This is a genomic window from Gemmatimonadota bacterium (genome assembly GCA_041390105.1).
Lineage (GTDB): Bacteria > Gemmatimonadota > Gemmatimonadetes > Longimicrobiales > Gaopeijiaceae > JAGQIF01.
The window spans coordinates 769,651-795,342 of sequence record JAWKQO010000001.1; the positions used below are offsets into that span (position 1 = coordinate 769,651).

Below are 25,692 nucleotides of genomic sequence, written 5' to 3' on the forward strand. Positions count from 1 at the left end.
CTCCTCGTGTTGAACGATGGTGTCAGGCGTTCAAAGGGTCACCGACTCCCCACGCTCCGGGATCTGCACGTCCGCATACCCTTCGGCGGTCAAACGGGTCTTCAGCGCCTGCTGTCGCTCGAAGTCCCCATGCACGAGGAACACCCGTTGTAGCCGCTCCCGATCCAGGGGGGCGAGGAACTCCACGAGCTCGGGCTCGTCGGCGTGCGCGGAGTAGCTGTTCATCACCTCCACCTGTGCACGCAGCGCATAGGGCTCGCCGAAGATCCGCACCTCCGGGCTGCGCTCCACGATGCGACGCCCGAGCGTGTGCTCGGCACAGAACCCGACGATCATGATGGTGTTGCGCGGGTCCTCGATTCCATTCTTCAGATGGTGAAGGATGCGCCCCGCCTCGCACATGCCGGACGCGGAGATGATCACCATCGGAATGCGTGACTCGTTCAACTTCTTGGAGTCTGCCGCATCGCGGATGTAGGTGAGCTGTTCGAAGCCGAACGGGTCCGGATCCGTGCGAAGGTACTCGTGCATCTCCCGGTCGAAGCACTCGGGATGAAGCTGATAGACCGACGTAGCACTGACGGCCAGGGGGGAGTCCACGAAGACCGGGATGCGCGGCAGGCGCCCCTGGCGCGACAACTGGTCGAGCGCATGGACGATCTCCTGTGTCCTCCCGACCGCGAAGGCTGGAATCAGCACGCGGCCTCCCCGGCTGGAGGTCTCCGCGACCACCTTCTCGAGCCGAGCCTGAGCGCGGTCCCTGGGCTCGTGTGTCTTTCCTCCGTACGTCGATTCGCAGATCAACCAGTCGCAATCCGCCATGGTCTGGGGGTCGCGGAGAATGGGGCGGTCGGGCCGCCCCACGTCTCCCGTGAAGCCCAGTCGCTTGGTGGTGCCGTGCTCGTCGATCTGCAGGTGCACCGTCGCGGAGCCCAGGATGTGTCCCGCGTCGCGGAATTCGACGCGCACGCCGGGGACGGGGGAGAAGATCTGGCGGTAGCCCGCCGCCACGAAGAGGTCGAGCACGTGCTCGGCGTCGGCCATCGAATACAACAGCTCGACCTCCGAGCGTCGGCCTCGTCGGCGCCGGCGCAGCCACTCCGCATCCTTCTCCTGGATGTGCGCGGAATCGAGCAGCATGATAGCGCACAGATCGTACGTGGCGTGCGTGGCCCAGATCCGACCCCTGAATCCGTCGCGATAGAGGCGCGGCAGCAGTCCGGAGTGGTCGATATGAGCATGGGAGAGGACCACGGCATCGATGCTGGACGCTGGAAAGGGCAGCTCGGAGTTGATGCGAAAGGCGTCCGCTCGCCGGCCCTGGTAGAGCCCGCAATCCAGGAGGAGCCGGCGCCCATCGTCGAGCTCGAGCAGGTGCATGGAGCCGGTCACGGTGCGGGCAGCACCCCAGAAGGTCAGTCTCATGGACGCACGGATCTCCGAAACGGCTACGGTGAACGGACGCCCCCCGGCGTGAGGCGGATGCTACCATAGGCCAACGAGGACCACGCCGACAACCGTTGAGGACGGCGGCCGTTGCCCCCGGGTGGCGGAGCCCCCAGAGCCGCTGTCCGCACAGCGCCGGACTCGGCCTTGCCCGTACCCGAGGTTCCTAGGCGACGGGCGCCGCCTCGGGGTCGGGGCGGGCATAGATGGCGACCTGCCAGAGCCCCCGTCGGGCGTGATGGACCCGAGCCAGGCCCCGACTCCGAACGGACTCGTCCACGACCGAGTCCGGATGGACGAAGACGCGGAACGGATTGCGGGTGGCGCGTAGATAGAGATTGACGAAGCCCAATGCCAGGCGCACCCACCACCGGTCGAGGGGCCAGACCAGGCCGAGCCTACGGCGGGTCCGAGCCGCCGAGGCACTGAGCAATCGCTCGGGGTCGGGGTAGCAGCACACCACACGATCCAGGCTCACCAGATCGAAGTCCCCGAGCTCCCCGGCGAGATCCACGAAGTCGCCGCGGCGGTACTCCACGCGGTCGCCCACCCCCGCCTCCAGGGCCGCGTCTTGCGCCACCTGGACGTACCCCGCACTGGCGTCCACGCTGGTGGCCTCGGCCAACCCCCGCTCGAACAGCGCCAGCTGGACGGCTCCCACGCCACCGCCGATGTCCAGCAGGGTGCGCCCCGGAACTCCGATCCCCGCGAGCCCCTCGACCAGCTCCCGGCTGGTGGGCCTGAGGCCCCGCTTCCGGAAGCGACGAAGCTCGGCGGCCGCGACCCGCCGGCCGAACACACGGCCGGCCCCCTGACAATGCGCACAGGTCACCGTTGTGCTCCCCATGAGGGCCGCTGGCCGCTCCCCCACGGCCGGCCTATCTTCGGCCCCGTCTCGTCCGCCGCAACGGAAGTCAGGGAGAGGGAATGCCCCACGCTGTCACGCAACTTCAACCTCGCCGGGGGTTCGCCCAGACATCGCGCACCGATCCGTGGTGGGTGACGCCCCTCGCGGTGTTCCTCGGGCTCTCCGCCTTCGGTGCCTACGCGACCTGGGCCGCCTTCCAGAACGCCAACTATACGTACGGAAACTACCTCTCTCCGTTCTACTCGCCAGAGATCTGGGGGAGCAGCCCTCACGCGCTTCTGGGACCCAAGCCGGCTTGGTGGCCTGGGTTTCTCCCGTTTTCGCCGGCCCTCATCATCCTGATCTTCCCGTTGGGCTTCCGCCTCACCTGCTATTACTACCGGGGCGCCTACTACAAGGCCTTCTGGGCGGACCCTCCGTCGTGCGCGGTCGGGGAGCCGCGCAAGAGCTACCTGGGTGAGCGGCATTTCCCACTCATCCTGCAGAACATTCACCGCTACTTCCTCTACTTCGCGCTGCTCTTCCTGCTCTTCCTGGCACACGATGCCTGGATGGCGATGTGGTTCGAAGCTCCAAGTGGCGGGAGCCAGTTCGGCATCGGCGTGGGCACGTTGGTCCTTACGCTCAATGTCGTCTTCCTGGGATCCTACACCCTGGGCTGCCACTCCCTCCGCCATCTGGTGGGAGGCCGCCTCAACCGCTTCTCCGACCGCCCGGCCCAGTTCCAGGCCTGGCGGTGCGTCACCTGCCTCAACGCCCGGCACATGCGGTTCGCGTGGCTCAGCCTCGTCTGGGTTGGCTTCAGCGACCTCTACGTGCGGCTGTGCGCGATGGGGATCTGGACGGACTGGAGGCTGTTCTGATGGGCGTGGAACGTCATCAATACGATGTCCTGGTCATCGGGGCGGGAGGCGCCGGACTCCGTGCCGCCATCGCCGCTTCCGCCACGGGCGCACGCGTCGGGGTGGTTTCCAAATCGCTGCTGGGCAAGGCGCACACGGTGATGGCCGAGGGCGGCATGGCTGCAGCCATGGCCAACGTCGACGAGCGCGACAGCTGGCGCGTCCACTTCGCCGACACCATGCGCGGTGGTCAGTACATCAACAACTGGCGTATGGCACAACTCCACGCCCAGGAAGCGCCCGACCGCGTCCGTGAGCTGGAAGCCTGGGGCGCGCTCTTCGACCGCACTGCCGACGGTCGCATCCTGCAGAGGAACTTCGGAGGCCACGCCTACCCGCGACTCGCGCACGTGGGGGATCGCACGGGCCTGGAGATGATTCGCACGCTCCAGGACCACGGGATCCACCAGGGCATCTCCTTCCACATGGAGTGCACCGTCACCCGCCTGATCAAGGATGGCAGCCGGGTGGCGGGCGCGTTCGGCTACGATCGGGAACTGGGCCGTTTCCGCGTCTTCCAGGCCAACGCCGTGGTGATGGCCACCGGAGGCATCGGTCGAGCCTTCAAGATCACGTCGAACTCCTGGGAGTATACCGGAGACGGACATACGCTGGCCTACGACGCCGGAGCCGAGCTGCAGGACATGGAGTTCGTGCAGTTCCACCCCACCGGCATGGTGTGGCCGCCGAGCGTTCGCGGCATCCTGGTGACGGAGGGGGTTCGCGGCGAAGGCGGAGTGCTGAAGAACTCCGAAGGCCGTCGCTTCATGTTCGAGAACATTCCGGAGCTCTACCGCAACCAGGTGGCGGACAACGAGGAAGAGGGGTGGCGCTATGTCCAGGGGGACCGCGACGCCCGTCGTCCGCCCGAGCTCCTGACCCGGGACCACGTCGCCCGCATGATCCTGCGGGAGGTGCGTGAGGGTCGCGGCAGCCCTCACGGGGGAGCGTTCCTGGACATCGCCTGGATCAAGGGCCAGGTGTCGGGAGGTGCCGAGCATATCCGCAAGAAGCTCCCCAGCATGTACCACCAGTTCAAGCAACTGGCCGACCTGGACATCACGGAAGAGCCCATGGAGGTGGGCCCCACCACCCACTACGTGATGGGCGGAATCCGCGTCGAGGGCGACACGCAGATGTCTACGGTCCCCGGCCTCTTCGCCGCCGGCGAGTGTGCTGCCGGCCTGCACGGGGCCAACCGTCTCGGCGGCAATTCTCTGTCCGACCTCTTGGTGTTCGGAGAGCGGGCCGGCCGCCACGCGGCTGACTTCGCCGCCGCGCAGGGGTCGGCGACGCTGGACGACCGCGCCGTACAATCGTGCGCCACGGCCGCCCTCGAGCCCTTCGAGCGGTCCGGTAACGGCACCGGGCCATATGAGATCCAGTACGCGCTGCAAGAGTTGATGCAGAACCAGGTCGGCATCATCCGCACGGCCGAGGAGCTGTCGTCCGCCGTCGACCAGATCGCCCAGCTCCGAGCCCGGGCCGAGCGGGTCGGCGTTCTCGGAAACCGGGAATACAACCCGGGTTGGCACACGGCCCTCGACCTGCACAACCTCTTGACGGTCTCCGAGATGGTGGCCCGCGCCGCCCATGAGCGTACCGAGAGTCGCGGAGCTCACACGCGGGACGACTACCCGAGCAAGGACAAGGCGTGGGGCAGTGTGAACCTGGTGCTGAAGCGCGGCGCCGATGGGCGGATGGAGATCGAGCGGCGTTCCATTCCAGCCCTGCCTGAAGACCTGAAGACCATCATCGAAGACATGGGCTGATCGGCGCAGCGCCGACCACGCAATCCAACCGGCGGAGTGAGGATGCCGAGAGCGACGTTCAAGATCTGGCGCGGTGACGCGACCGGTGGCGACTTCCAGACGTTCGAGACCGAGTATGATCGGGGGATGGTGGTCCTGGATGTGGTGCACAAGATCCAGGCCGAGCAAGCCAACGACCTCGCGGTACGCTGGAACTGCAAAGCCGGAAAGTGCGGCTCCTGCTCGGCGGAGGTGAACGGCATGCCCAAGCTCATGTGCATGACGCGCATGAACAGCCTCCCTGCCGAGAACCCGATCACCATCGAGCCGATGCGGTCTTTTCCCGTCATGCGGGACCTGGTCACCGACGTGTCGTGGAACTATGCCGCCAAAAGGAGCATCAAGCCGTTCAAGCCTCGGACTCCGGACGCGCCCGACGGAACCTGGCGCATGCAGCAGCGCGACGTGGAGCGAGCCCAGGAGTTCCGCAAGTGCATCGAGTGCTTCCTTTGCCAGGATGTTTGCCACGTTCTCCGCGATCACCACCTCCATGAGAAGTTCATCGGCCCGCGCTTCTTCGTGCACGTGGGCCAGCTGGAGATGCATCCGCTGGACGTGGAGGACCGACGGGAGGACCTGCGTCAGGCTCACGGAATCGGCTACTGCAACATCACCAAGTGTTGCACGAAGGTGTGCCCGGAGCACATCACCATTACGGACAACGCGATCATCCCGCTCAAGGAACGTGTCGTCGACGACGCCTATGACCCGGTGCGAAGGGTCCTGCGCGTGCTCACCGGAAGAAAGGGATGATGAGCATCGGTCCCCAGCTCGGGACCAACGGTTCTCACGTCGTCCCAGGAGGTCCCGTGTTCGATCTGAAGCCCCTCTCCAATGACGGTGTCGAAGCGGCCTTGAAGAAGGCGGTGCGGTACCGCCTGCTGAACGAGCCGTTCCTGGCAGAGAGCATCTGTCGGGACATCCTGGCGGTGGCTCCCGATCACCAGGAGGCGCTGATCACGCTGATCCTCTCGATCACCGATCAGTTCTCGATCGCGGGAGGCAGCACGCTGTCGGATGCCCGCGTCCTCCTGCAGCACCTGACCAGCGAGTACGATCGGGAGTACTACGCCGGCATCGTCTGCGAGCGGAAGGGCAAGGCCTACCTCCACCGGCTGACCGCGGGCACGGGGCCCGTCGCCTACGACTGGCTGCGGCAGGCCATGGAGCACTACGAGCAGGCGGAGAAGACCCGCCCACAGGGAAACGACGACGCCCTGCTCCGCTGGAACACCTGCGCCCGTCTCATCCAGAAGCATCCGCACGTGCGGCCTGGCGAACACTCGCACGTGCCCCATCTGCTCGAGTAGGTGGAGGCGTAGAGCGCGGGAGCGACCGCTCACGGCGGGGCACCAACCATCGCGGGCTGCCGAAGGGGCGCCGCTCCGCTAATCGCGCTCCACGTGCAGATGCAGGATCTTCCCTGAAGGCGTGTGACGCGGGCGTTCGTGCACCACATCCAGGACACCGGCCCCTCGCCACTGCAGTTCCATCAGGCGCTCCCCCCCGCTGCCGCCGCCCATCGCGTCCAGGAACGCCTCCCGAACGGCTTCCAGGTCGATGGGGTCCACGGCGGGGCTCACCCGGAGGGACACTCGCGGCCGACCCCCATCGTCGCCGACGCGCTCCACGAGCTGAGCTTTCGGAAAGCCCGTGCACGACCGCGTTCGGGTTGAGGAGCTCACCGGGGTCGATGGTGAAGGTCTCGCTGCCCCGTACGGTGGCGACCCGCCCCTTGAACTCGTTTCCCGTGAGGTAGACTCCGTTGGCCAGGAAGGTGGAAAGGGCCCCCTCGACGCCTTCGCGCTGAATGAGCGCTTCGGCGTCGCCGTACTCGCATCCGCACGCTCCGAGCAGGCGGGCGTACGGGGACTTGGGAGTCCTGACATAGAATTCGCGAAGCAGGCTGAGAAGGCTCTGGCTACGCGTGGAGAGTCGTCCCTGCAGACGGGAGCGAGCCTCCTGCACGGACAGAGGACGTCTCAGGAAGCGGGGGAGTCCGCCCAGAAACCGGATGCCCACGCGTACGTCGTCCCACATTGAGGCTAGAGCCACTCCTGGAACAGGATCATGGCGAACAGCGTCAGCGAGACCACCAAGCCCACCGACGCCCGGCGCCCCTCCTCGTACGCTTCCGGGAGCAGCTCGTAGAGCACCATGAGGACCATGGCACCGCCTGCGAAGCCCATGGCGTAGGGCAAGGAGGGGTGGAACGCCTCTACGAACAGGAACGCGGGTACCGCCATGAGTGGCTGCGGCAGGGATGAGAAGATGCTCCACCAGGCGCAGGCCAACACACTCTGACCCTGCGGCCGCAGCACCGCCGAGATCGCCAGCCCCTCCGGGATGTTGTGCACGGCGATCGCGATCGTGATCAGCGTCGCCAGCGCCGCCCCACCCGCGAAGGACGCTCCCACCGCAACTCCCTCCGAGAAGGAGTGGACGGTCATCACCGCCACGATCAGGAGCATGCGACGCGCCCCCAGACCCTTGACGCGACCGAACTCGACGTCGTGGCCCTCCAGGACGCGCGAGAGCACCAGCACGAACAAAACACCCAGGTTCGCACCCGCCACCGCCTGCACCGGACCGTACCGCGACCCCTCCACGAGCAGGCCGAAGCTCGCACCCAACATGAGGCCCGCCGCCACCGCATTCGAATAGGCGACGGCGCGCTCCGAAACCGTCTTCAGGAAGAGGAAGGGCAGCGCGCCCAGGCCTGTGGCCAGCGCCGTGACCAGGGCAAGCAGGAAGACCGTCAGAACCGGGTGTACCTCGGCCCACGCCAGCCAGGCGGCGCTCATGGCCGCACCCTGCGAGCGGACCGTTGCCTCACGCCCCGAGCCCCAGCAGGAGAATGGCCACCCCGATGGCGGCGCTGGTGAGCAACGCGATGCTGGTGGGGCCGGCCTCCCGGTACGCCTCGGGCAGCAGCTCCACCAGTACAAGGTGCACGAGTGCACCGACGGCGAAGCCCGCCACCCAGGGCAAGACCGCAGGCGTGCTGGTCAACACGGCCATGGTTGCCACGGCCAGGAGCACCTGGGCGCCGTTGGACAACACCGCCAACGTGGAGGCGAGTCCGATCGGCACGCCACGGGAGCGGAGCACGGCCAACAACAGCACAGCCTCCGCGATGTTGTGCACGGCCAGCACGCCGATCAGGATCAGGCCCAGCTCCAGGTCGAGTGCCGCCGCCGCCCCGATGGCCACACCTTCCCACGCGGAGTGCAGGGCCTGCACCATGAAGACCTGATACCCGTAGATCGGATCGGGCTCGTGCTGGCGATTCAGCTCCAGCTCCGCGGTTCCCGACCAGCGATGGGTGCCGTGCACCAGGGCCACGCCCAGGAACGCGCCCGCCACCGCCGGCCAGACCGCCTGAGCGAACGTGGCCAGTATCAGCGCATACGCTGCGCCGAACATCAGCCCCGCAGCCAACGCATTGGACCAACCCAGCCAGCGCGGGGCCACGTCCGACCGACCCAGGAACGCGAGGCCGGCAATGCCTGCCACGCCGGCGGCCACGGCGCTCCACACCAGCACCGAGAGAATCGGCGTGGAGAGCATCAGACCTGCGGGGAGCCCTGGGGCCCCCAGTTCGATTCGAGGATCACCAGCTTCTGCCAGATCTTCCCGGAGAGTCCAGTGGTGAGCCCCTCGACCTCGTTCACGGCGGTCAACACCACATCGTCCTGGAGGGTCTGGATGTACAGTGCGGCCACCTTTCCCGTCAGGGAAAGCATCTCCGAGCAGTAGTCCAGGTAGCGGGCCAGGTCGGCCGGAGCCAGGGTGCGCTTGGGGGAAGAGGGTGTGTCGACCACCACCATACGCCGACGCGCAGGGTCCTTGGTCAACTGGTGCATGTCCACGATGTGGGCCAGGGAGCGGAGCTCATGGAGTGCCAGCAGAACCCGCCTCCGTTTCATCCGGCGTTCCAGCGTGCTCAGGAAGAAGATCCCGAGGCCGATCAGGACCATGTCGTTGATGCCCGCTTCCAGGGTCTGGACGAACTCGCTCCAGGTGAGTGGCTCCGACGGTGCGGACAATCCGTAGATGGTGACGACCAGACCCGCCACGACCACGGCGATGAGCATACCGCTGAGCGTGCGCAGCCAATAGTGCGGACGGCTGGCCCATTCGGTGGCCCGGCGCGCTTTCTCCGCCAGCGTCTCCAGGGTGGCGCACACCTCGGCCAGGCCGGCGCCAGGGAAGCGTTCGTCGATCCGTTGTCGCAAGGTGCGGATCGTGCGGACGATGTGCTCTACGTCGAGCGCACGATACCGCTCGTCCACGACCGTCGAGAAAGGGCTCAAGTGCCGCTCCGGCGCAGCACTCGGCCAGGCCGTGCCCCAGTCACGCCACCGTCCTCATAGACCGGCTGGCCCGCCACCCACACGCGGAGGATCCCCGCCGCCGGCTGGTGGGGCGCGTCGGTGGTAGCACGGTCCACGACGACATCGGGATCGAACAGGACGAGGTCGGCCACTGCGCCGGGGCGCAGCGTGCCTCGGTCCTCGAAGCCCATGTGTTCCGCTGCCAATCCTGTCATGCGATGGACGGCCTCGGCCAGCGGGAACAGGTCGTCCTCCCGGACGGCGGCCAACACGCGAGGGAAAGCCCCGAATCCACGGGGATGGGCACCCGCGAGCGCTCCATCCGACGATACGTTGCTGTGGGGCCAGCGGAGCAACGCCGCTACGTCCGCCTCATCCATGCTCGTGGCCAGGATGCTCTCCGCCGCGTCTCCGCCACTCGTCCGGGTGCGCTCCCGCTCCGCGACCAGCCACATGTACGCATCGACGGGATCGAGGCCCTTCCCCGTCGCGATCTCGGCCAATGTGCGGCCCTCGAGCTCGGGAGCGGGAGCGAAGCGCGCCAACACCATGCCTTCGGGCGCCACCATCTCCGACAGGGCATAGGCAAATGCGTCGCGATCGTCGAAGTCGCGCTCGGTGAGGAGCACGGTCATGGTCGACTGCCAGAACGTGTAGGGGTACACATCCGCGGTGACGTCGATGCCCTGGGCGCGCGCCTGGTCCAAGCGCGCCAACAGCTCGGGGGCTCGCCCCCAAAGCGCGCGCATGGCGAGCTTCATGTGGGAGATCTGGACCGGCATCCCGGTCTCCCGTCCGATGGTCAGGATCTCCTCGACCGCGTCCCAGAGCGCGCGATCCTCACTGCGCAGGTGAGAGATGTAGCGGCCACCCTCACGAGCGGTCCGGCGCGCCAGCGCCAGCACCTCGTCCGGGCTCGCGTAGATGCCCGGATCGTATTCCAGTCCGCTGGACAGCCCCAGGCCCCCCGCCGCCAGGTCGGCCTCCAGCAAGCGGATCATGGAATCCACTTCCTCCGACGTCGCCTCCCGCTGGAAGTCGTCGCCCAGCACGAGAGCCCGCAAGGTGTTGTGACCCGAATAGGACGCGACGTTGATCGCGGAAGGCCGGGCCTCACGCTCGCGAAACCACTCGGAGAGAGGGAACGAGGACCCTCCGTCCTGGCCGACCACGATCGTGGTGATGCCTTGGCTGACGGCCCCCAACGCGCCGGGCTCCTCAGGGAGAGAGCGGTCGTGATGGCTGTGCGTGTCGATGAACCCCGGCGCCAGCACCGCCCCCTGCGCATCGATCACGGTCTCGCCGGCGGCCGGCTGGAGGGCCCCGACCTCGGTGATGCGGTCCCCGACCCAGCGCACGTCCACCCGCTGCTCCGGCGCGCCCGTCCCGTCCAGCACGCGGGCGCCGCGAACCAGGACCTGGGGAGAAGCAACGCCCGCGGGCGAGCAGGCCGCCAATGCCAGAACGAGGAGAACCGAGGATCGCTGCATGCGGACCGAAATATCAGGCCCCCGGGGGGGCCGGCAACGCCACCCACCCCCCGGACCAGGGCCGGCTGGACGGCCCCGACCCTGGACAAACCCCGGGTTCCGGGCCTAAGCTGCCGCCCTTCGGTATCGTCTCAGCGCGCCCAAGGAGAAAGTCGGATATGGCGGAAGGCCAGCGGGTTCGAATCACGCTCAACTGGATCAAGCTCCTCGACAGTCTCGACATGGGAGACGAGGGGCAGTTCCGCTTCACCGCCAAGGTCACCAGCAGCGATCGCGGTGGTTTTTCCGAGGAGATCCGGTTCCCGGAGGAAGGCTACTATCCGCTCTCTTCGAAGCCCGGCTGGAATTTCGTCAAGCTCGATCGCGTGCTGTGGGAAGGCGAGATCGCGACCGGGATGACCTTGGAGCTCGTGGGCGAGGAGCTGGACAAGCTCTCCTCCAGCGACTTCCTCGATCACTATTCCCGGACGTTCGCGGGGCCCCCCGCCAACTGGGCCGGACGCTACCACCCGATGGACGAGGGAGCGGACGATCCCGAGAACATGTCGAACTGGCGCGTGGCCTACACGATCGATCTCGTCTAGGGTATCCCGCCTGCGGCGTGCAACCGCGCCTCCCTTGGGGGGGCGCGGTTTTTTTTGGGTGGGGCCGGCTCCTGGACAAGGACTCCCTTCCGGCTTGCCATGATGGGCGCATCGGGTCCGTGGCTGCCTGGCGGGCCCGGACTTTCGGTTTATATTCGGTCTCGGAGGCACCCCGTGAGACCGACCCCCCCCTACATCGAGTTGCACTGCCACTCCGCCTTTTCCTTTCTGGATGGGGCCTCCCATCCCGAGGAGCTGGTGCTGCGAGCCCGGGAGTTGGGCTATCCCGCCCTCGCGCTCACGGACCACGACGGACTCTACGGCTCGATGGAGTTCGCGCAGCTCGCCAAGTCGGAGGGCCTGCAGCCCATCACCGGAGCCGAGCTCACCCTGGCGGACGAGGATCAGCCCGGCGCCCCTCCTCCGGCACGCTGGGACCCGTACGCTCCCCCGGCTCCGGACGACCCCGGGGTGGGCACCGCCAGCGTATTCCGCCCCCACCTGACCGTGTTGGCGGAGACCCCGACCGGCTACGCCAATCTCTGTCGCGCGATCAGCGAAGCGCGCGGCAACCACCGCCGCGATCCCTGGTTGACGCTCGACGCCCTGCTGGGGCGCAGCGAGGGCTTGATCGTGCTGAGTGGGTGTGCGAACGGGCCTCTGGCCCGCGCGCTGGAGCGCTCGATAGCGGACGGAGAAGCCATGGCCCGACGACTCTGGGAGGCGCTCGGTCCCGGACGGTTCTTCATAGAGCTCCAGGTCAACCAGGCCCGCGGGGAAGGACCCCGCAACCGTGCGCTGGGCCGACTGGCGGACCGTCTTGGCATTCCAGTCGTGGCGACCGGGAACGTCCACTACCACCACCCGGAGCGCGCACGTCTGCAGGACGTGTTGGTGGCCGTGCGCCACCGGACCACGCTGGATGGAGCCCATGATGTCCGCAGGCCCAACCACAACTATGCGCTGGTCCCTCCCCTCGAGATGGCCTGGCGCTTCCAGAGTCGTCCGGACGCGCTCACCAATACCCTGCACATCGCCGAGCGCTGTGCCGCCTTCGACCTGACCCAGGACCTGGGCTACGCCTTTCCGGATTTCGAAGGAAGCGAACAAGGTAGCGCCGCCCAGGTCCTGCACCGGGTCTGTCACGCGAGGTTGGATGAGAAGTATCCGCCGGGTTCTCTGCTCCGCACCGATGCGCAGCTCCGCCTGGAGCAGGAGCTGTCCCTGGTGGAACGCCACGGTCTCAGCGGCTTCTTCCTGGTGTATCGGGATATCCTCAACCTCGGACACGAGGTCGCCGCCCGAGTCCGGGGCAGCGCCCCTCGCGCGTCATCCGGCCTTCCCCCGGGACGAGGGCGCGGCTCCTCCGTCTCGTCCATCGTCTGCTACTTGATCGGCCTCAGCCACATCGACCCTGTGGCCAACAACCTCTTCCTGGGCCGCTTCCTGAACGAAGCGATGAGTTCGGTACCCGACATCGATCTCGACTTCGCACGTGACATCCGCGAGGAGCTCATCCTCGCAGTCTATGAGAAGTACGGCGCCGAACACGCTGGCCTGGTCTGCACATTTCCCACCTACCGTCTGCGTTCGGCGGTGCGTGACGTGGGCAAGGCGCTCGATCTCCCCCTGGGCGACATCGAGAAGGTCGCGAAGGTGGCCGAGCGGCACACGGCCCTGGAAGAGGAGCTCGAACGGATCCCCGAGCTCAAAGGCCGCAAAGATTCCCCACTCTGGAGGCACCTGGCCGAGTTGGCCCGCATGGTCAAAGGGCTCCCCCGCCATGTCTCCCAACATGTGGGCGGGATGATCATCTCCAGTCGGCCCCTGGTCGAGATCGTCCCCCTGGAGCCCGCCGCCTGGGAAGGACGGGTGCTCTGTCAGTGGGACAAGGACTCCTGCGACGACGCTCGTTTCATCAAGATCGACTTCCTGGCGCTCGGGATGCTGTCGCTGGTGGAGGAGTCCATGGACCTCATCGCCGAACGACACGGCAGTACTCCAGATCTGTCCCGCATCGACTTCGAGGACTCGGTCGTCTACGACCGGATCTGTGCCGGGGACACCGTGGGCATGTTCCAGGTGGAAAGCCGCGCCCAGATCCAGATGCTGCGCCGCTCCCAACCTCGGACCCTCGAGGAGCTCTCCATCCAGGTCGCCATCGTGCGCCCGGGGCCCATCGTGGCCGGAGCCGTCAATCCCTACGTGCGTCGTCGCGAACAGCTGCGCCAGGACCCGTCGTTCCAGATCCCCTATGACCATCCCCTGCTGGCCGAGGCCCTGGCGGATACCTTGGGCGTGATCATCTTCCAGGACCAGGTACTGCTCGTATGCCGCGCGCTCGCCGGGTTCAGCGATGGACAGGCAGAAGGCCTGCGTCGGGCCATGAGCCGCAAGCGCTCGCGTGACGCCATGAAGAGCTACTGGGAAGCATTCCGGGTCGGAGCCGCGCGCAAGGGAGTGGGTGAGGAAACCGCACGTACCGTCTTCCAGCAGGTCGTGGCGTTCTCGGAGTTCGGTTTCCCCAAATCGCACGCAGCCGCTTTCGGGTTGCTTGCGTACCAGTCGGCCTGGTTGCGCCACTACTTTCCCACCGAGTACTACGTGGCCCTCTTCAACAACCAGCCAATGGGATTCTATTCGCTGGATGCCCTCGTGCGGGACGCACGCCGGAACGGCATCCGCGTCCATCTGCCTGATCTCAACCGCAGCGAGGTCGCCTGCACGGCCGAGGAACAGGATCTACGCGTCGGCCTTGGCTTCGTGCGGGGCTGGGGAGCCGACATCGCGGATCACGTGGTCCGGGAGCGGAACGCGCGCGGCTCCTACCGTTCTCTCCTCGACTTCCTTCGCCGTACGCCCTCGACCCTCAAGCGACCCGCGATCGAAAACTTGATCTGGGTGGGCGGTATGGATTCGTTGGGTCTGTCCCGCAGAGAGTTGATCTGGCAGGTTGGACTCTGGCTGGGCCCCGAGAGCGATGACCGTCGCAGCAGCGAACGGGAGAACCATGCCCAACTCGGACTGGATCTCGACACTCCCCACGCGGCGATCGCCTTCGAGCAGGTCGGGGAGCACGAACGCCTGTTGGCCGAGTATCGCATGCTGCGCTTTTCCACCGCGCTCCATCCCCTGCTCTTCGTGCGAGGCTCGCTCCCCGCCGACCGGGTGCTCTCGGATCGGTTCGAGCAGCTCCGACAGAACGCTACCGTCACGGTAGCGGGTGTGGTGGTGGCCCGGCAGCGCCCCCAGACGGCGAACGGATACACGTTCATCCTCATGGAGGACGAAGCGGGCGCCATCAACGTGATCGTCAAGCCGGAGATCTACGAACGGGACCGCATGGCAGTGCGCATGGAACCGTTCCTCTTGGTGCGAGGCAGGCTGCGCAAAGATGGTGCGACCACCAACGTGATCGCCTACGATGTGCGCGGTTTGCGCAGTGACCGCGGAGACGCGCTCCCCAGCGACGGGCCACCCACACTCGAGTACTGGGGCGCGGCTCCTCCTCCTGCCCCCACCTCCTCACCTACGGGATACCTGACGGCGCTCCGGCAAAGCCCACCTGACGTGAAGAGCTTCGGCTGACACCCTGCGACGTCAGGACGGATCGACCGAGAGATCCCGCTGCACCTCTTTCCGCAGCCAGGCCCGAGCGGCGATCCAATCTCGCTGCACGGTCTTGGGGGAGATCCCCAGCGCTTCGGCCGTCTCGTCCTGGGAGAGACCCGCGAAGAACCGATGCTCGACGACCTTGGCTCCTCGCTCGTTCACGGCGGCCAACCGCTCCAACGCCTCGTCCAGGGCGAGGAGCTCGTCGGCCTCCTCCACGGTCAGGAAGGGCTCGACCTCGTCGAGGGGGAGGTCGGCCTGTCCACCTCCCCGTTTTGCCCGCTTCTTGGAACGGGCCCAGTCCACCAGCACACGCCGCATGGTGTGGCCCGCGATCGACAGAAACTGCAGTCGGTCCTCGGCTGCGATGCGCCGCTGCCGCGCGAGGCGGAACCAGGCCTCATGGACCAGCGCCGTCGCCGACAGGGTGTGATCTGCCCGTTCCAGCTTGAGCTGATGTCCGGCTACGGCACGCAACTCGTTGTAGAGCAGAGGGATAACCGCTTCGAGCGCCCGGGGGTCCCCGGCGCCCAGGCGCTGGATCCAACTGGTGACGGGTTCGCTTGGCTTCACGCTCTTCACGCTAGGGTTCGGGTCGAGCTTGGCCCACACCCCCTCTGCGGGCAAGATGTCCACCAATCCGGGTGACACGACGCGATCCAGTCATGCCCTCCTATGATCTCGGCGCCTCTCCGGACGCCCACGCATGCACACGGGTCGGACCGCTGCGCGCGCTCCCGGCCGCTCCGGCCGACGACTCCTTGTCCAGCTTGACGGCCACGGTGGCCATGCTCTCCGCGCAGGCGGGTGTTCGCGCGCTTCTGCTGGACCGGGCCACGCTGCGGCGCGCGGCGCGGCTCCTCCAACACCACGAAGCCGCGCCCGAACCGGCCACGGGGGTCCTCGACCCCCTCCCTCCCCCCTGGCGCCTCCATCGTCGAGAGCGGCGGGTGGACGAAGCGATCGGCCTGCTCAGCGCGCTGCGCTCCAGCCCGGTCCCCGTCGTCGCGACGACCATGGGACCAGAGCCCCTTCCGGCCGCGGCCGTCGCGCTGCTCGGCGCCGCCGATGTGGTCCTGGCCACGCGGGACGCCGAGTTCGACTTCGCGGATGCCTTCGAGCACCTGGCGCCGGCGCCGGCTGCTGCCTTTCTGGTTCCGGGCCGCTTGAGCCCCGGCGCCTTCCGCCACCTCCTTCTGACGGGCCGCCGGTTGGGAGCGGAACAGGCCCGCAGCCTGGGGCTGGTGGATGAGGTGATCGAGCCGGGGCACCTGGACGCCCACGTAGAAGCGCTCGGTCGCCGCCTGGGAGCGTTGTCGCGCGAGGCGGTCTCCCAGATGAAGCGATTCTGCGCCGAGCTGCTGGAGCCCGCCGTCGAGGTGCGGGTCCGCCTGGCTCGCGATCACGTACTGCGGGCCCCTGCGGCCCATGACGCGCCTCAGGAGGTCGACTGGCGCTCCAGTCGCTCGAGGTAGAGCACGACTCCTTTCCAATCCGTCTCCGCCGGGAAGGTGTCGAAGTAGCGCTCGATCTGCGCCCGACCCACGCTCGGCGCCAGGCGGTCGCGCACCGCCCGTTCGTAGCGCGCGCCCGCGTCCCCGTCTCCGGCGCTGCGAGCCGCGGCGACGGCGGCAACCAACTCCTCGAGCCGCGCGGCCAACTCTGCCGCGCGCCCCCGGGGGTCGTCGTGGAAGCCGAAGTGGGCCGCGGCGATGCGTGTTGCCTCGACCTCTTCGAGCATCCTCAGCGTCAGGGCCCAGGCCGCGGCGTCCAGGCTGGGCGGCGGAGTCGGAGGGTGCACGGGCGCACCGGGCGCCAGTAGGATGCCGAGCGCGTCGCCCGAGAACAGCGTGCCGGAGGCCTGGTCCAGGTAGGCCAGGTGGTGGGCGATGTGCCCCGGCGTCGGGATGGGGAGGAGTCCGGCCACCGAAGGCAGACCCGGTCGCCAGGGCCGGAGCTGACCCTCCCGGAGAGGGCGCACCTCACCCCAGAGCCGCTCATGGGCCTCATCTCCGAACGTACGCCGAGTGCTGCGTACCAGGCGCTCGGGATCGGCGAGATGGGGGGCTCCCTCCTCGTGTACCACCACCTGCAACCCGGGCGCCCGCTCTGCCAGGTGACCGGTGACGCCGGCGTGGTCGAGGTGGATGTGCGTCAGGAAGACCCGCTTGAGCTCCTCGGCCGTCAACCCGTGAGCCGCAAGCTCGGCCTCGAGGCGCGGAAGGCACGTGGAGGGCCCGGGATCGACCAGCGCGGGCTCCGGCCCGAGGAGCAGATAGGTGCTGATGGCCCCGTCGAGCCCGTCTACGCGCAGATCGATCGCGTGAATGTCCAGAATCTCCTCCAGGAAACGAAAGGGGCGGCTCCCCTGGGAGCCGCCCCTGCCTACACGCCCCGCTGCGCGCCTGCTGCGCTCAGCGTTTGGAGAGCGGCACGAAGTCGCGCTCCTGCGCTCCCAGGTACACCTGGCGCGGCCGCGCGATGCGCTGCTCGGAATCGGCCAACAACTCCTCCCACTGGGTCAGCCAACCCACCGCCCGCGGAATCGCGAACAGCACCGGGAAGAGCTCCACCGGGAAGCCCATGGCTTGATAGATGATGCCGGAATAGAAGTCGACGTTGGGATAGAGGTTCCGCTCGACGAAATAGTCCTCGTTGAGCGCGATCTTCTCCAACTCCAGGGCGATGTCGAGCAGCGGATTGCGGCCCGTCACCGCGAAGACCTCGTCGGCCGTGCGCTTGATGATCTTGGCGCGCGGATCATACGACTTGTAGACCCGGTGCCCGAATCCCATCAGGCGCTCCTCACGGCGCTTCACCCCTTCGAGGAAAGCCGGCACGTTCTCGACCGAGCCGATACGGGTCAACATCCGCAATACGGCTTCATTGGCGCCGCCATGGAGCGGCCCATACAGCGCGGCCATGGCCCCGGCCATGGACGAGAACGGGTCGGCATGCGCACTCCCGATCACGCGCATGGTGCTGGTCGAGCAGTTCTGCTCATGGTCGGCGTGCAGGATGAACAGGATGTCCAACGCACGCTCGAGGACCGGATTGGGCTTGTAGTCCCGCACGCCGATCCGGAACAGCATGTTCAGGAAGTTGGCCGTGTAGGAAAGCTCGTTCTCCGGGTAGACGTAGGGCAGCCCGCGATGATGCCGATACGTGAACGCCGCCAGCGTCGGCATCTTGGCGATGATGCGTACGATCTGGCGCCAGCGCGATTCGGTATCCTCGATGTCCTTGGCGTCTGGATAGAACGTGGAGAGCGCCGCCACGGCAGAGATCATCATCCCCATGGCGTGGGCGTCGTAGCGGAACCCGCCGAGTAGCTCGAGGATGTTCTCGTGTACGTAGGTGTGGAAGGTGACATCGGAGACGAAGGCGTCGAGCTCGGCCTGCGTGGGCAGCTCGCCCTTGAGCAGCAGGTACGACACCTCGAGGTGGCTGGCTTGCTCAGCGAGCTGCTCGATGGGATAGCCGCGGTAGCGCAGGATACCCTTGTCGCCGTCGATGTAGGTGATGGTGCTTCGTGTCGACGCCGTGTTCGTGAAGCCGGGGTCGTACGTCATCATCCCGAAATCGTCGTCCGACACCTTGATCTTGCGCAGATCGAGCGCGCGGATGACGTCCCCTTCGAGAATGTCGACCTCGTACTCGCGACCGGTGCGGTTGTCCCGGATGGTCAGGCTATTCCGGGCGTTCTCCGTCATGTGCGTCTCCCCCTGGACTCGTGCACGTCACCGTGTTGAAGGATCCCCGGGCCAGCCGCACCTGGGTGCGGCGGCTCGGAGCGCTGTGCGGGTCAGTGCCGGAGGCGGGACTCGAACCCGCACGCCCGTGAGGACAACAGATTTTGAGTCTGTCGCGTCTGCCAGTTCCGCCACCCCGGCTCACCCGACGAATCAGCCCATAAGCATAATGGGATGGAGGTTGCAGCCTCAACCGCTCCGCCGTTGTACCCGACCCGGGGCAGACGATAGCTTCCCACGGGCCGGCGATCTGGACCTCGTACGTGGCGCGCCTCCCGGCCAGCGCGCAGCCCTGGAGAAACAAGCGTGGCTCAGCCGACCTCGGACCCCTTTGGCGCTCGCACCCGACTGGACCTCCCCGAGGGACCGACCACCGTGTACCGCCCCCAGGTCGTCGAGCGGCACGGTCTGGCCTCCTTCGACCGACTTCCCTTCTCCATCCGGATCCTGCTCGAGTGCGTCCTGCGCCATGCCGGCCGGGGCTATGTGACGGAGGAGGACGTGGGCGCGGTAGCGGCCTGGTCGCCGACCCGGAGCGGCGCCGACTTCCCGTTCATGCCCACCCGGGTGGTCCTCCAGGATTTCACCGGCGTCCCCGCCGTGGTGGACCTGGCCGCCATGCGGGACGGGCTGGCCCGACTGGGCGGCAAGGCGGATCGCATCAACCCGGTGGTTCCGGCGGATCTGGTGATCGACCACTCCGTCCAGGTGGACTACTTCGGCCGGGGAGACGCCTACCGCCTCAATGTGGAGCGGGAGTACGAACGCAACCGGGAGCGCTACCAGCTCCTGCGTTGGGCCCAGACGGCCTTCGAGGATTTCCGGGTGGTGCCGCCGGGTACCGGCATCGTGCACCAGGTCAACCTGGAGTACCTGGCCTCCGTGGTGCACCGCCGCCCCGACCAGGGCGATTGGGTGGCCTACCCCGACACCTGCGTGGGCACGGACTCGCACACCACCATGATCAACGGCCTGGGGGTGGTGGGCTGGGGCGTTGGGGGGATCGAGGCCGAAGCGGTGTTGCTCGGCCAGCCCTACTACATGCTGCTGCCCGAGGTGGTGGGGGTGAAGCTCACCGGGCACCTGCCCGAGGGGGCCACGGCCACGGATCTGGTGCTGCGCGTCACCGAGATGCTGCGCAAGCACGGCGTCGTCGGGCGCTTTGTGGAGTTCTACGGGTCCGGCCTCTCCAACCTTCCCCTGGCGGACCGAGCCACGATCGGCAACATGGCACCCGAGTACGGGGCCACGATCGGCTTCTTCCCGGTCGACGCCGAGACGCTGCGCTATCTCCGGGCCACCGGCCGCAACCCCGACCTGGTCGACCGCGTGGAGCGGGTCGCCAAGGAGACGGGCCTGTTCCGAACCGACGACACGCCCGACCCCGACTACACGTCGCGGCTCGAGCTCGACATCAGCACGGTGGAGCCGAGTCTGGCCGGGCCCAAGCGGCCGCAGGATCGCGTTCGCCTCTCCGACATGAAGTCCACGTTCCAGCGCGATCTCCCGGGGCTGCTGCCCCAGGGGGCCAGCCTCTCCGCCGCCGGGAACGGAGGCACCGCCGTTGCCACCGAGACCCGGCGCGAGGTGGAAGTGGCGCTGGACGGTGAGACCATGCCGGTGGGCGACGGCTCGGTGGTGATTGCCGCGATCACGAGCTGCACGAACACCTCGAATCCGTCGGTCATGGTGGGCGCCGGGCTGCTGGCCAAAGCCGCGGTAGAGCGAGGCCTCGACGTGCAGCCCTGGGTCAAGACCAGCCTCGCGCCCGGATCACAGGTGGTGACGGACTATCTCACCGCTGCCGGCCTGCTGCCCTACCTGGAGCAGCTCAAGTTCCAGGTGGTGGGCTACGGCTGCACCACGTGCATCGGCAACTCCGGACCCTTGCCCGAGCCCATCGAGGGCGCTGTGAAGGACAACCAGCTCGTGGTCGCGGCGGTGCTTTCCGGGAATCGGAACTTCGAAGCGCGGATCCACCCCCATGTGCGCGCCAACTACCTGGCCTCGCCGGTGCTGGTGGTCGCCTACGCGTTGGCCGGCCGGGTGGACATCGATCTGTACAACGAGCCCCTGGGACACGACCGGGAGGGGAAGCCGGTGTTCCTCGCGGATCTTTGGCCGTCGCCTCGCCTCATCCACGACACCATCCAGGCTGCGTTGAAGCCGGACATGTACGTTCAGCGCTACGGCGAGGTGTTCCAGGGAGACGAGCACTGGCGTTCGCTTCCGCTGCCGACCGGCGATGCCAACCTCTACGAGTGGGACGCGGGCTCCACCTACATCCAGAACCCGCCGTTCTTCGAGGGCATGACGCTGGACGTGCCTGCGCTCTCCGACATCGCCGGTGCACGCGTCCTGGCGCTCCTGGGTACGTCCGTCACCACCGACCACATCTCCCCGGCCGGCTCCATCGCCAAGGACGGACCGGCAGGCAGCTACCTGCAGACCAAGGGGGTCGCGCCCCGGGACTTCAACACCTACGGAGCCAGGCGCGGCAACCACGAGGTGATGATGCGCGGGACGTTCGCCAACGTGCGCATCAAGAACCTGCTGCTGGGCGGAAGGGAAGGCGGATACACCATCCACTTCCCCACCGGGGACGAGCTCTCGATCTACGATGCCGCGATGCGCTACGTGGCGGCGGGCACGCCGTTGGTGGTGCTGGCCGGCAAGGAATACGGGACCGGCTCCTCGCGCGACTGGGCCGCCAAGGGAACCTTCCTGCTCGGTGTCCGGGCAGTCATCGCCGAGTCGTTCGAACGCATCCACAGAAGCAACCTCGTCGGCATGGGGGTGCTTCCGCTCGAGTTCATCGACGGACAGAGCGCGCAGTCCCTGGGACTGAACGGTCGCGAGACCTTCGCCATCCACGGCATCGCGTCCGGGTTGACGCCCCGGGGCACGGTGCAGGTCCAAGCGCAGTCCGAGGACGGCTCGGTCACGACCTTCGATGCCCGGGTCCGGCTGGATTCCGACGTCGATCTCGAGTACTACCAGAACGGCGGCATCCTCCAGACCGTCCTGAGGAAGATGGCCAGCGGAGCCATGTAGTGTCCCCGGCACTCGGATGAAGCGCTCGGTCGCTTCGCTCTGCGTCGGCGGGCTCGTTTGGATCGGGGTCGGGTGGCTCTCGCCGCCCGACCTCGCTGCACAGCGCTTTCGCGACATTCCCCCCACCCTCCTCTTCGAGGTGCTGCCCTCGGCCCAGCGCTTCTCGGAGCGCTCAGGCGACCCACCGGTCTTCCGCGCCTACGCCACCGGCGTGGACGGTCAGGAACAGCTGATCGGGTACGTCTTCCACACGGCCGACCTGCCGCCGGAGCGCACCGGCTACAGCGGCCCCATCGAGACGTTGGTGGGGATGGACCTGCAGGGCCGCCTCACAGGTGTGCGGATCACCGACTACTGGGAGTCCCTGCGGAGCAGTCAAGGCGATTTCCTGCGCGTGGCGGGCGTGCAGGAACAGTACGTGGGCAAGCACATCGGGGACGCGTTCTCGGTGGGCGACGACGTGGACGGCGTCTCCCGTGCCACCATCAGCGCGCTCGCGCTCGCGCGCGGGGTACGGGACGCCGCGCGTCGGGTCGCGGAGGCCTACCTGAGCCTGGAAAGGGCGGCGCCCGACGAGACCACGGAAGCCTTCGAGACGCTTTCCTGGTTGGAGTTGGGGCGGCGTGGGCTGGTCGAGCGTATGGCGCTCGAGGGGGCGGGCCGGTCAGCGGCCCAGGTGTCGCTCGTCTTCCTGGAGAATGATCGGTTCGGCGAGCTGCTCGTAGGTGAGCGAGCGATGGAGATGGTGCGTCGCGCGAGGGATGCAGACCCGGGCGCACCTATCGTGCTGTACGGAATCGACGGTCCCGACGTGCGCCTGTTCCAGCGCGAAGGGTGGCAGGTCGTGCAGGGCGCCGACACGCTGGCCCTCGAATCGGAGCGCATCCGCCCCTTCGGGTTGGCGTCCGGCGGCATGCTGGACACGCAGTTGGTCACCTCGGGGCTCATGCTGCTCCCTCCCGCCGTGGACGCGACCCGACCGTTCACGGTCCGCTATCAGCCGACGGCCACGCTGGGCCCTTTCACAGCGGAGATACGCACGCAGGCAGCTCGTCTGGCGAACACGGCGCGGCTCGCCGCGGGCTCCCCCGAAGTCACCGAGGCCGGCTCGCCCGAGGCCCCGCCTGCCGAACCGCCCGCGGAACTCAGCAAGCCGGAGACCCTCACGGAAGCGGACTCCGAGCCCGCGGAGTCCGCGCCGGTCGCCGATACTGCAGCCGTCCCACTGCGGTCCGCGAGCGGCTCGCCGTCCGCCGCAACCAGCGAGACCGTCGAGATCGAACCACCCGCCACGGGTCAGCCCGCGCTGGATCTCCCGCTCCGTGAGTTCCAGGACGAGACCCGGTTCGCGCGCGCCCTGGCCCGCGCCTCCGGTGGCCGACTCCTGGGAATCGTCACGGTGCTGCTGCTCGCGACGCTCGCGTTCTTCAGCAAGCGCCCCGCGGCGCGTTGGACGAGCCTGGCGGCTACGCTGGGGTACCTCGGCTTCATCGATGGTGGTTTCCTTTCGATCTCCCACCTCACCAGCGCCATCTGGGTGGGACCGGGCACGTTCCTCGACGACCTGCCCCTTCTGCTACTGGTGACGTTCACGCTGGTCAGCACCCTGGTCTGGGGGCGCGTCTTCTGTGGCTTCCTCTGCCCGTTCGGCGCGCTTCAGGATCTGCTGGAGCGCATCCTGCCTTCGCGCTGGCAGCGCTCGCTGCCGCGCCCGGTGCACCGGCTCGCGGTCTGGGCGAAGTACGGTGTGCTGGCGCTCATCGTGGGGTCTGCGCTCTCCGGCAGCCACCGAAGCCTCTACGCCTGGTTCGAGCCGTTCGGTACCGTGTTCTTCGGTACGCGCTCGTTCGCGTTGATCGGCATCGCGGGAGCACTCGTGCTGGCCGCGGTCGTGGTGCCGCGCTTCTACTGCCGCTACGCCTGCCCACTGGGCGCCGCGCTGGCTGTGGGCTCGCTCGTCGCGTTCCGGCGGATCCCCCGAGTCCGGCAGTGCACGGTGTGCAGTGTGTGCGAGCAACGCTGCCCGACCGGCGCCATCGAGAAGGCAGCCATCGACTTCAAGGAGTGCGTCCGCTGCAACGTGTGCGAGACGCTCCTGCACACGAAGACCGGAGTGTGCCGTCACGATTGGGCCAGCGTAGAGCCCCGCCTCGTGCAGATCCAGGCGGGAGACCGTCGAGGTGCCGCCCATGTCCGCTGAGCGTCCCACCGTCACCCGGCGCGACGCGCTCCGCATCACGGCCCTGGCCGGGATCTCGCTGGCCTTCGGCGCCAAGTTGCGAGAGAGAGCAGTCCTTCATCGGGTGCACGACACGCGTCGCGGACTCGGCACGCTGATCACGCTCACGGTGGAGCACCCCGACGGTGCAGAAGCTCGTCGGATGCTGGAGCGGGCTTTTCACACGGTCGAGGGCCTCGAGTCCATCCTGAGCCGGCACCGGCCGGGAACAGCGCTGTCGGCCCTCAATCGCACGGGCACGCTGGAACGGGTCCCCTCCGAGCTGATGCAGGTGCTGCGTGCAGCACGAGAGGTCTGGGCACGAAGCGACGGTGCATTCGACCCCAGCATCCTGCCGGTCCTCACCCTCTACGAGGCCTGCTCCCGGGAGGGGCGGCTCCCCACGCAGGTCGAGTTGCGTTCCGCGCGCGCGCAGGTCGGGTTCGAAGGGATCCGGCTGGGAGAGGATCGCGTCGAGTTCGCCCGCCCGGGGATGGGCATCACCCTGGACGGGATCGCAAAAGGGTACGTGGTCGACCGCGTCGTCGAGCGGCTGGTCAGCGATGGGGCCCAGCGCGTCCTGGTCGACGCCGGAGGCGACATGGCCGCGGGCGGCACCACGTCGTTGAGGGAGCCCTGGCGCGTGGCGCTGCAGGACCCACGCTCCTCCGAGCGATCGGTGGGGCAGATCGCCCTCGCGGGCACGGCAGTCGCCACCTCGGGCGACTACATGCGGACGTTCAGCGAGGACCGCTCCGCACACCACATCCTCGATCCGCGCACCGGGACGTCGCCGACGGAGATCGCGTCGGTCAGCGTGACGGCCCCCTCGGCCATGCTCGCGGATGCGCTGTCGACGGCGGCACTGGTACTGGGACCGAGGGACGGGCTGCGCTTGTTGGAACGCACGCCCCACGCGGAGGGCGCGCTGGTCGCCAAGACCGGTGAGGTGAGTCGAACCTCGGGCTGGGCGGCCTTGGAGCTCTGAGCGGCGACGTCGCTACTCGCGCAGGGAAAGCGGAGGACCCAGCACCTCCCGCAGGATCATCGCTTTGCGGGCGGCCGCCGGGTCCTCGAGGCCCAGGGCGCGGGCCGGACGCCGTCGACTCGCGGGGGTCGGACGCCGGAGCGTGGGCGCCGCGGACAGCCCCGACGCGGAGCGCTCCCCGGCGACCGGCAGGGGACGGGGCTCCAGGCGCTCGAGGGAGACGGCTTCCGGAAGCGCGTCCGGGGGCGGCAGGGGGCGCGGCGCGGGGGATGGTCTGCGGGCCCGCGCAGGCGGCACCGCCACCCGGGGGCGTGCACCGTCCGAGCCCGTCGGTCGACGCTGCGGGGTCTGCGCCTGCGGCTCCGGAGCGGGTGTAGGCACCGGCCGCGGCGGACGCCCCTGGGCCAGCGCCTCGATCTCCTCCCAGAGGTCTTTGGGGATCAGGTCACGGGCTCGGCGCGGGCGCGCCTGCGCCACGTCCCCGGACTGCGGGCCCTGCTCCCGGCGCACATCGCTCGGGCCGGGCGCGTTGCGACGAGCGGCGCGCTCCTTCCGCTTCCGCTGATTCCCCAGCGCGCCCAGGAACCACGCGACCAGGAGCAGGATCGGGATCAGGTCCTCCACAGGGGC

The 25,692-nt window shown here is 67.9% G+C and carries 21 protein-coding genes and 1 tRNA gene; 10 read left to right on the top strand and 12 right to left on the bottom strand.

All coding sequences use genetic code 11. The features are described 5' to 3' along the window. Nucleotides 1-30: 30 nt before the first annotated feature. Together R3E10_03500 and R3E10_03505 are read right to left on the bottom strand one after the other, a co-directional pair. A complete protein-coding gene (locus R3E10_03500) occupies nt 31-1,425 on the bottom strand; it encodes an MBL fold metallo-hydrolase (GenBank protein MEZ4414794.1) in 1,395 nt (464 codons plus the stop codon). Nucleotides 1,426-1,612: 187 nt separating this feature from the next. Then, the gene (locus R3E10_03505; protein ID MEZ4414795.1) at nt 1,613-2,278 is read right to left on the bottom strand and encodes a methyltransferase domain-containing protein; all 666 of its coding nucleotides are present in this window, start codon (nt 2,276-2,278) and stop codon (nt 1,613-1,615) included. A gap of 95 nt (nt 2,279-2,373) precedes the next feature. On the opposite strand from R3E10_03505, the gene R3E10_03510 reads away from it, so the two are divergent. Genes R3E10_03510 through R3E10_03525 form a run of 4 tightly spaced genes read left to right on the top strand, consistent with a single transcriptional unit; the run spans nt 2,374 to nt 6,337 of the window. Further along, complete coding sequence (locus tag R3E10_03510) at nt 2,374-3,177, top strand: succinate dehydrogenase (protein MEZ4414796.1); 804 nt, start codon at nt 2,374-2,376, stop codon at nt 3,175-3,177. Continuing rightward, entirely contained in the window at nt 3,177-4,988 is a 1,812-nt protein-coding gene (locus R3E10_03515; GenBank protein MEZ4414797.1) for a fumarate reductase/succinate dehydrogenase flavoprotein subunit, read from the top strand. The genes R3E10_03510 and R3E10_03515 overlap by 1 nt, the downstream gene beginning before the upstream one ends. Nucleotides 4,989-5,030: 42 nt before the next feature. After that, nucleotides 5,031-5,780 (top strand): succinate dehydrogenase/fumarate reductase iron-sulfur subunit, encoded by a 750-nt coding sequence (locus R3E10_03520; protein MEZ4414798.1) that lies wholly within the window; start codon nt 5,031-5,033, stop codon nt 5,778-5,780. A gap of 56 nt (nt 5,781-5,836) precedes the next feature. Beyond that, nucleotides 5,837-6,337, top strand: coding sequence for a hypothetical protein (locus R3E10_03525; protein MEZ4414799.1), 501 nt, complete (start codon nt 5,837-5,839; stop codon nt 6,335-6,337). Nucleotides 6,338-6,415: 78 nt separating this feature from the next. Here the strand turns inward: R3E10_03525 and R3E10_03530 are convergent, their stop codons facing one another. From R3E10_03530 to R3E10_03550, 5 genes are all read right to left on the bottom strand, one after another. Then, complete coding sequence (locus tag R3E10_03530; GenBank protein ID MEZ4414800.1) at nt 6,416-6,610, bottom strand: hypothetical protein; 195 nt, start codon at nt 6,608-6,610, stop codon at nt 6,416-6,418. Between the two features lie 462 nt (nt 6,611-7,072). Next, nucleotides 7,073-7,831, bottom strand: a complete 759-nt coding sequence (locus R3E10_03535; GenBank protein MEZ4414801.1) for a ZIP family metal transporter — start codon at nt 7,829-7,831, stop codon at nt 7,073-7,075. A 28-nt stretch (nt 7,832-7,859) separates the two neighbouring features. Continuing rightward, a complete protein-coding gene (locus R3E10_03540) occupies nt 7,860-8,597 on the bottom strand; it encodes a ZIP family metal transporter (GenBank protein ID MEZ4414802.1) in 738 nt (245 codons plus the stop codon). Next, nucleotides 8,597-9,343: a hypothetical protein gene (locus R3E10_03545; GenBank protein MEZ4414803.1), complete on the bottom strand. Its 747-nt coding sequence runs from the start codon at nt 9,341-9,343 to the stop codon at nt 8,597-8,599. The genes R3E10_03540 and R3E10_03545 overlap by 1 nt, the downstream gene beginning before the upstream one ends. Next, nucleotides 9,340-10,854 carry a D-aminoacylase gene (locus R3E10_03550; protein ID MEZ4414804.1) on the bottom strand — a complete coding sequence of 505 codons (1,515 nt, stop codon included), beginning with the start codon at nt 10,852-10,854 and terminating at the stop codon, nt 9,340-9,342. Before R3E10_03550 ends, R3E10_03545 begins: the two co-directional genes overlap by 4 nt. Nucleotides 10,855-11,012: 158 nt before the next feature. Between R3E10_03550 and R3E10_03555 the strand changes: the two genes are divergently transcribed. After that, nucleotides 11,013-11,438: a hypothetical protein gene (locus R3E10_03555; protein ID MEZ4414805.1), complete on the top strand. Its 426-nt coding sequence runs from the start codon at nt 11,013-11,015 to the stop codon at nt 11,436-11,438. A 174-nt stretch (nt 11,439-11,612) separates the two neighbouring features. Further along, a complete protein-coding gene (locus R3E10_03560; GenBank protein MEZ4414806.1) occupies nt 11,613-15,026 on the top strand; it encodes a DNA polymerase III subunit alpha in 3,414 nt (1,137 codons plus the stop codon). Nucleotides 15,027-15,038: 12 nt separating this feature from the next. On the opposite strand, the gene R3E10_03565 is transcribed toward R3E10_03560, so the two are convergent. Next, nucleotides 15,039-15,632: an ECF-type sigma factor gene (locus tag R3E10_03565; protein ID MEZ4414807.1), complete on the bottom strand. Its 594-nt coding sequence runs from the start codon at nt 15,630-15,632 to the stop codon at nt 15,039-15,041. An 83-nt stretch (nt 15,633-15,715) separates the two neighbouring features. Here R3E10_03565 and R3E10_03570 point away from each other — a divergent pair, with 83 nt between their 5' ends. Then, entirely contained in the window at nt 15,716-16,525 is an 810-nt protein-coding gene (locus R3E10_03570; GenBank protein ID MEZ4414808.1) for an enoyl-CoA hydratase-related protein, read from the top strand. On the opposite strand, the gene R3E10_03575 is transcribed toward R3E10_03570, so the two are convergent. From R3E10_03575 to R3E10_03585, 3 genes are all read right to left on the bottom strand, one after another. After that, the gene (locus tag R3E10_03575) at nt 16,489-17,547 is read right to left on the bottom strand and encodes an MBL fold metallo-hydrolase (GenBank protein ID MEZ4414809.1); all 1,059 of its coding nucleotides are present in this window, start codon (nt 17,545-17,547) and stop codon (nt 16,489-16,491) included. The two genes, R3E10_03570 and R3E10_03575, sit on opposite strands and share 37 nt — an antisense overlap. Then, nucleotides 17,465-18,763 (bottom strand): citrate synthase, encoded by a 1,299-nt coding sequence (locus R3E10_03580; GenBank protein ID MEZ4414810.1) that lies wholly within the window; start codon nt 18,761-18,763, stop codon nt 17,465-17,467. Before R3E10_03580 ends, R3E10_03575 begins: the two co-directional genes overlap by 83 nt. Nucleotides 18,764-18,859: 96 nt before the next feature. Continuing rightward, nucleotides 18,860-18,943 (bottom strand) — tRNA-Leu (locus tag R3E10_03585). A gap of 165 nt (nt 18,944-19,108) precedes the next feature. Between R3E10_03585 and acnA the strand changes: the two genes are divergently transcribed. Genes acnA through R3E10_03600 form a run of 3 tightly spaced genes read left to right on the top strand, consistent with a single transcriptional unit; the run spans nt 19,109 to nt 25,062 of the window. After that, nucleotides 19,109-21,856 carry an aconitate hydratase AcnA gene (acnA, locus tag R3E10_03590; protein ID MEZ4414811.1) on the top strand — a complete coding sequence of 916 codons (2,748 nt, stop codon included), beginning with the start codon at nt 19,109-19,111 and terminating at the stop codon, nt 21,854-21,856. Nucleotides 21,857-21,872: 16 nt separating this feature from the next. Continuing rightward, nucleotides 21,873-24,056 (top strand): 4Fe-4S binding protein, encoded by a 2,184-nt coding sequence (locus R3E10_03595; GenBank protein ID MEZ4414812.1) that lies wholly within the window; start codon nt 21,873-21,875, stop codon nt 24,054-24,056. Beyond that, nucleotides 24,046-25,062: an FAD:protein FMN transferase gene (locus R3E10_03600; protein MEZ4414813.1), complete on the top strand. Its 1,017-nt coding sequence runs from the start codon at nt 24,046-24,048 to the stop codon at nt 25,060-25,062. Before R3E10_03595 ends, R3E10_03600 begins: the two co-directional genes overlap by 11 nt. Before the next feature lie 12 nt (nt 25,063-25,074). Here R3E10_03600 and R3E10_03605 read toward each other — a convergent pair whose 3' ends face one another. Further along, the gene (locus tag R3E10_03605; protein ID MEZ4414814.1) at nt 25,075-25,686 is read right to left on the bottom strand and encodes a hypothetical protein; all 612 of its coding nucleotides are present in this window, start codon (nt 25,684-25,686) and stop codon (nt 25,075-25,077) included. Nucleotides 25,687-25,692 lie beyond the last annotated feature (6 nt).

Coding starts and splice junctions, on each gene's coding strand:
- R3E10_03500 (MEZ4414794.1), bottom strand. CDS start 1,425: ATGAGACTGACCTTCTGGGGTGCTGCCCGCACCGTGACCGGCTCCATG.
- R3E10_03510 (MEZ4414796.1), top strand. CDS start 2,374: ATGCCCCACGCTGTCACGCAACTTCAACCTCGCCGGGGGTTCGCCCAG.
- R3E10_03515 (MEZ4414797.1), top strand. CDS start 3,177: ATGGGCGTGGAACGTCATCAATACGATGTCCTGGTCATCGGGGCGGGA.
- R3E10_03520 (MEZ4414798.1), top strand. CDS start 5,031: ATGCCGAGAGCGACGTTCAAGATCTGGCGCGGTGACGCGACCGGTGGC.
- R3E10_03535 (MEZ4414801.1), bottom strand. CDS start 7,831: ATGAGCGCCGCCTGGCTGGCGTGGGCCGAGGTACACCCGGTTCTGACG.
- R3E10_03540 (MEZ4414802.1), bottom strand. CDS start 8,597: ATGCTCTCCACGCCGATTCTCTCGGTGCTGGTGTGGAGCGCCGTGGCC.
- R3E10_03550 (MEZ4414804.1), bottom strand. CDS start 10,854: ATGCAGCGATCCTCGGTTCTCCTCGTTCTGGCATTGGCGGCCTGCTCG.
- R3E10_03555 (MEZ4414805.1), top strand. CDS start 11,013: ATGGCGGAAGGCCAGCGGGTTCGAATCACGCTCAACTGGATCAAGCTC.
- R3E10_03570 (MEZ4414808.1), top strand. CDS start 15,716: ATGCCCTCCTATGATCTCGGCGCCTCTCCGGACGCCCACGCATGCACA.
- R3E10_03580 (MEZ4414810.1), bottom strand. CDS start 18,763: ATGACGGAGAACGCCCGGAATAGCCTGACCATCCGGGACAACCGCACC.
- R3E10_03595 (MEZ4414812.1), top strand. CDS start 21,873: ATGAAGCGCTCGGTCGCTTCGCTCTGCGTCGGCGGGCTCGTTTGGATC.
- R3E10_03600 (MEZ4414813.1), top strand. CDS start 24,046: ATGTCCGCTGAGCGTCCCACCGTCACCCGGCGCGACGCGCTCCGCATC.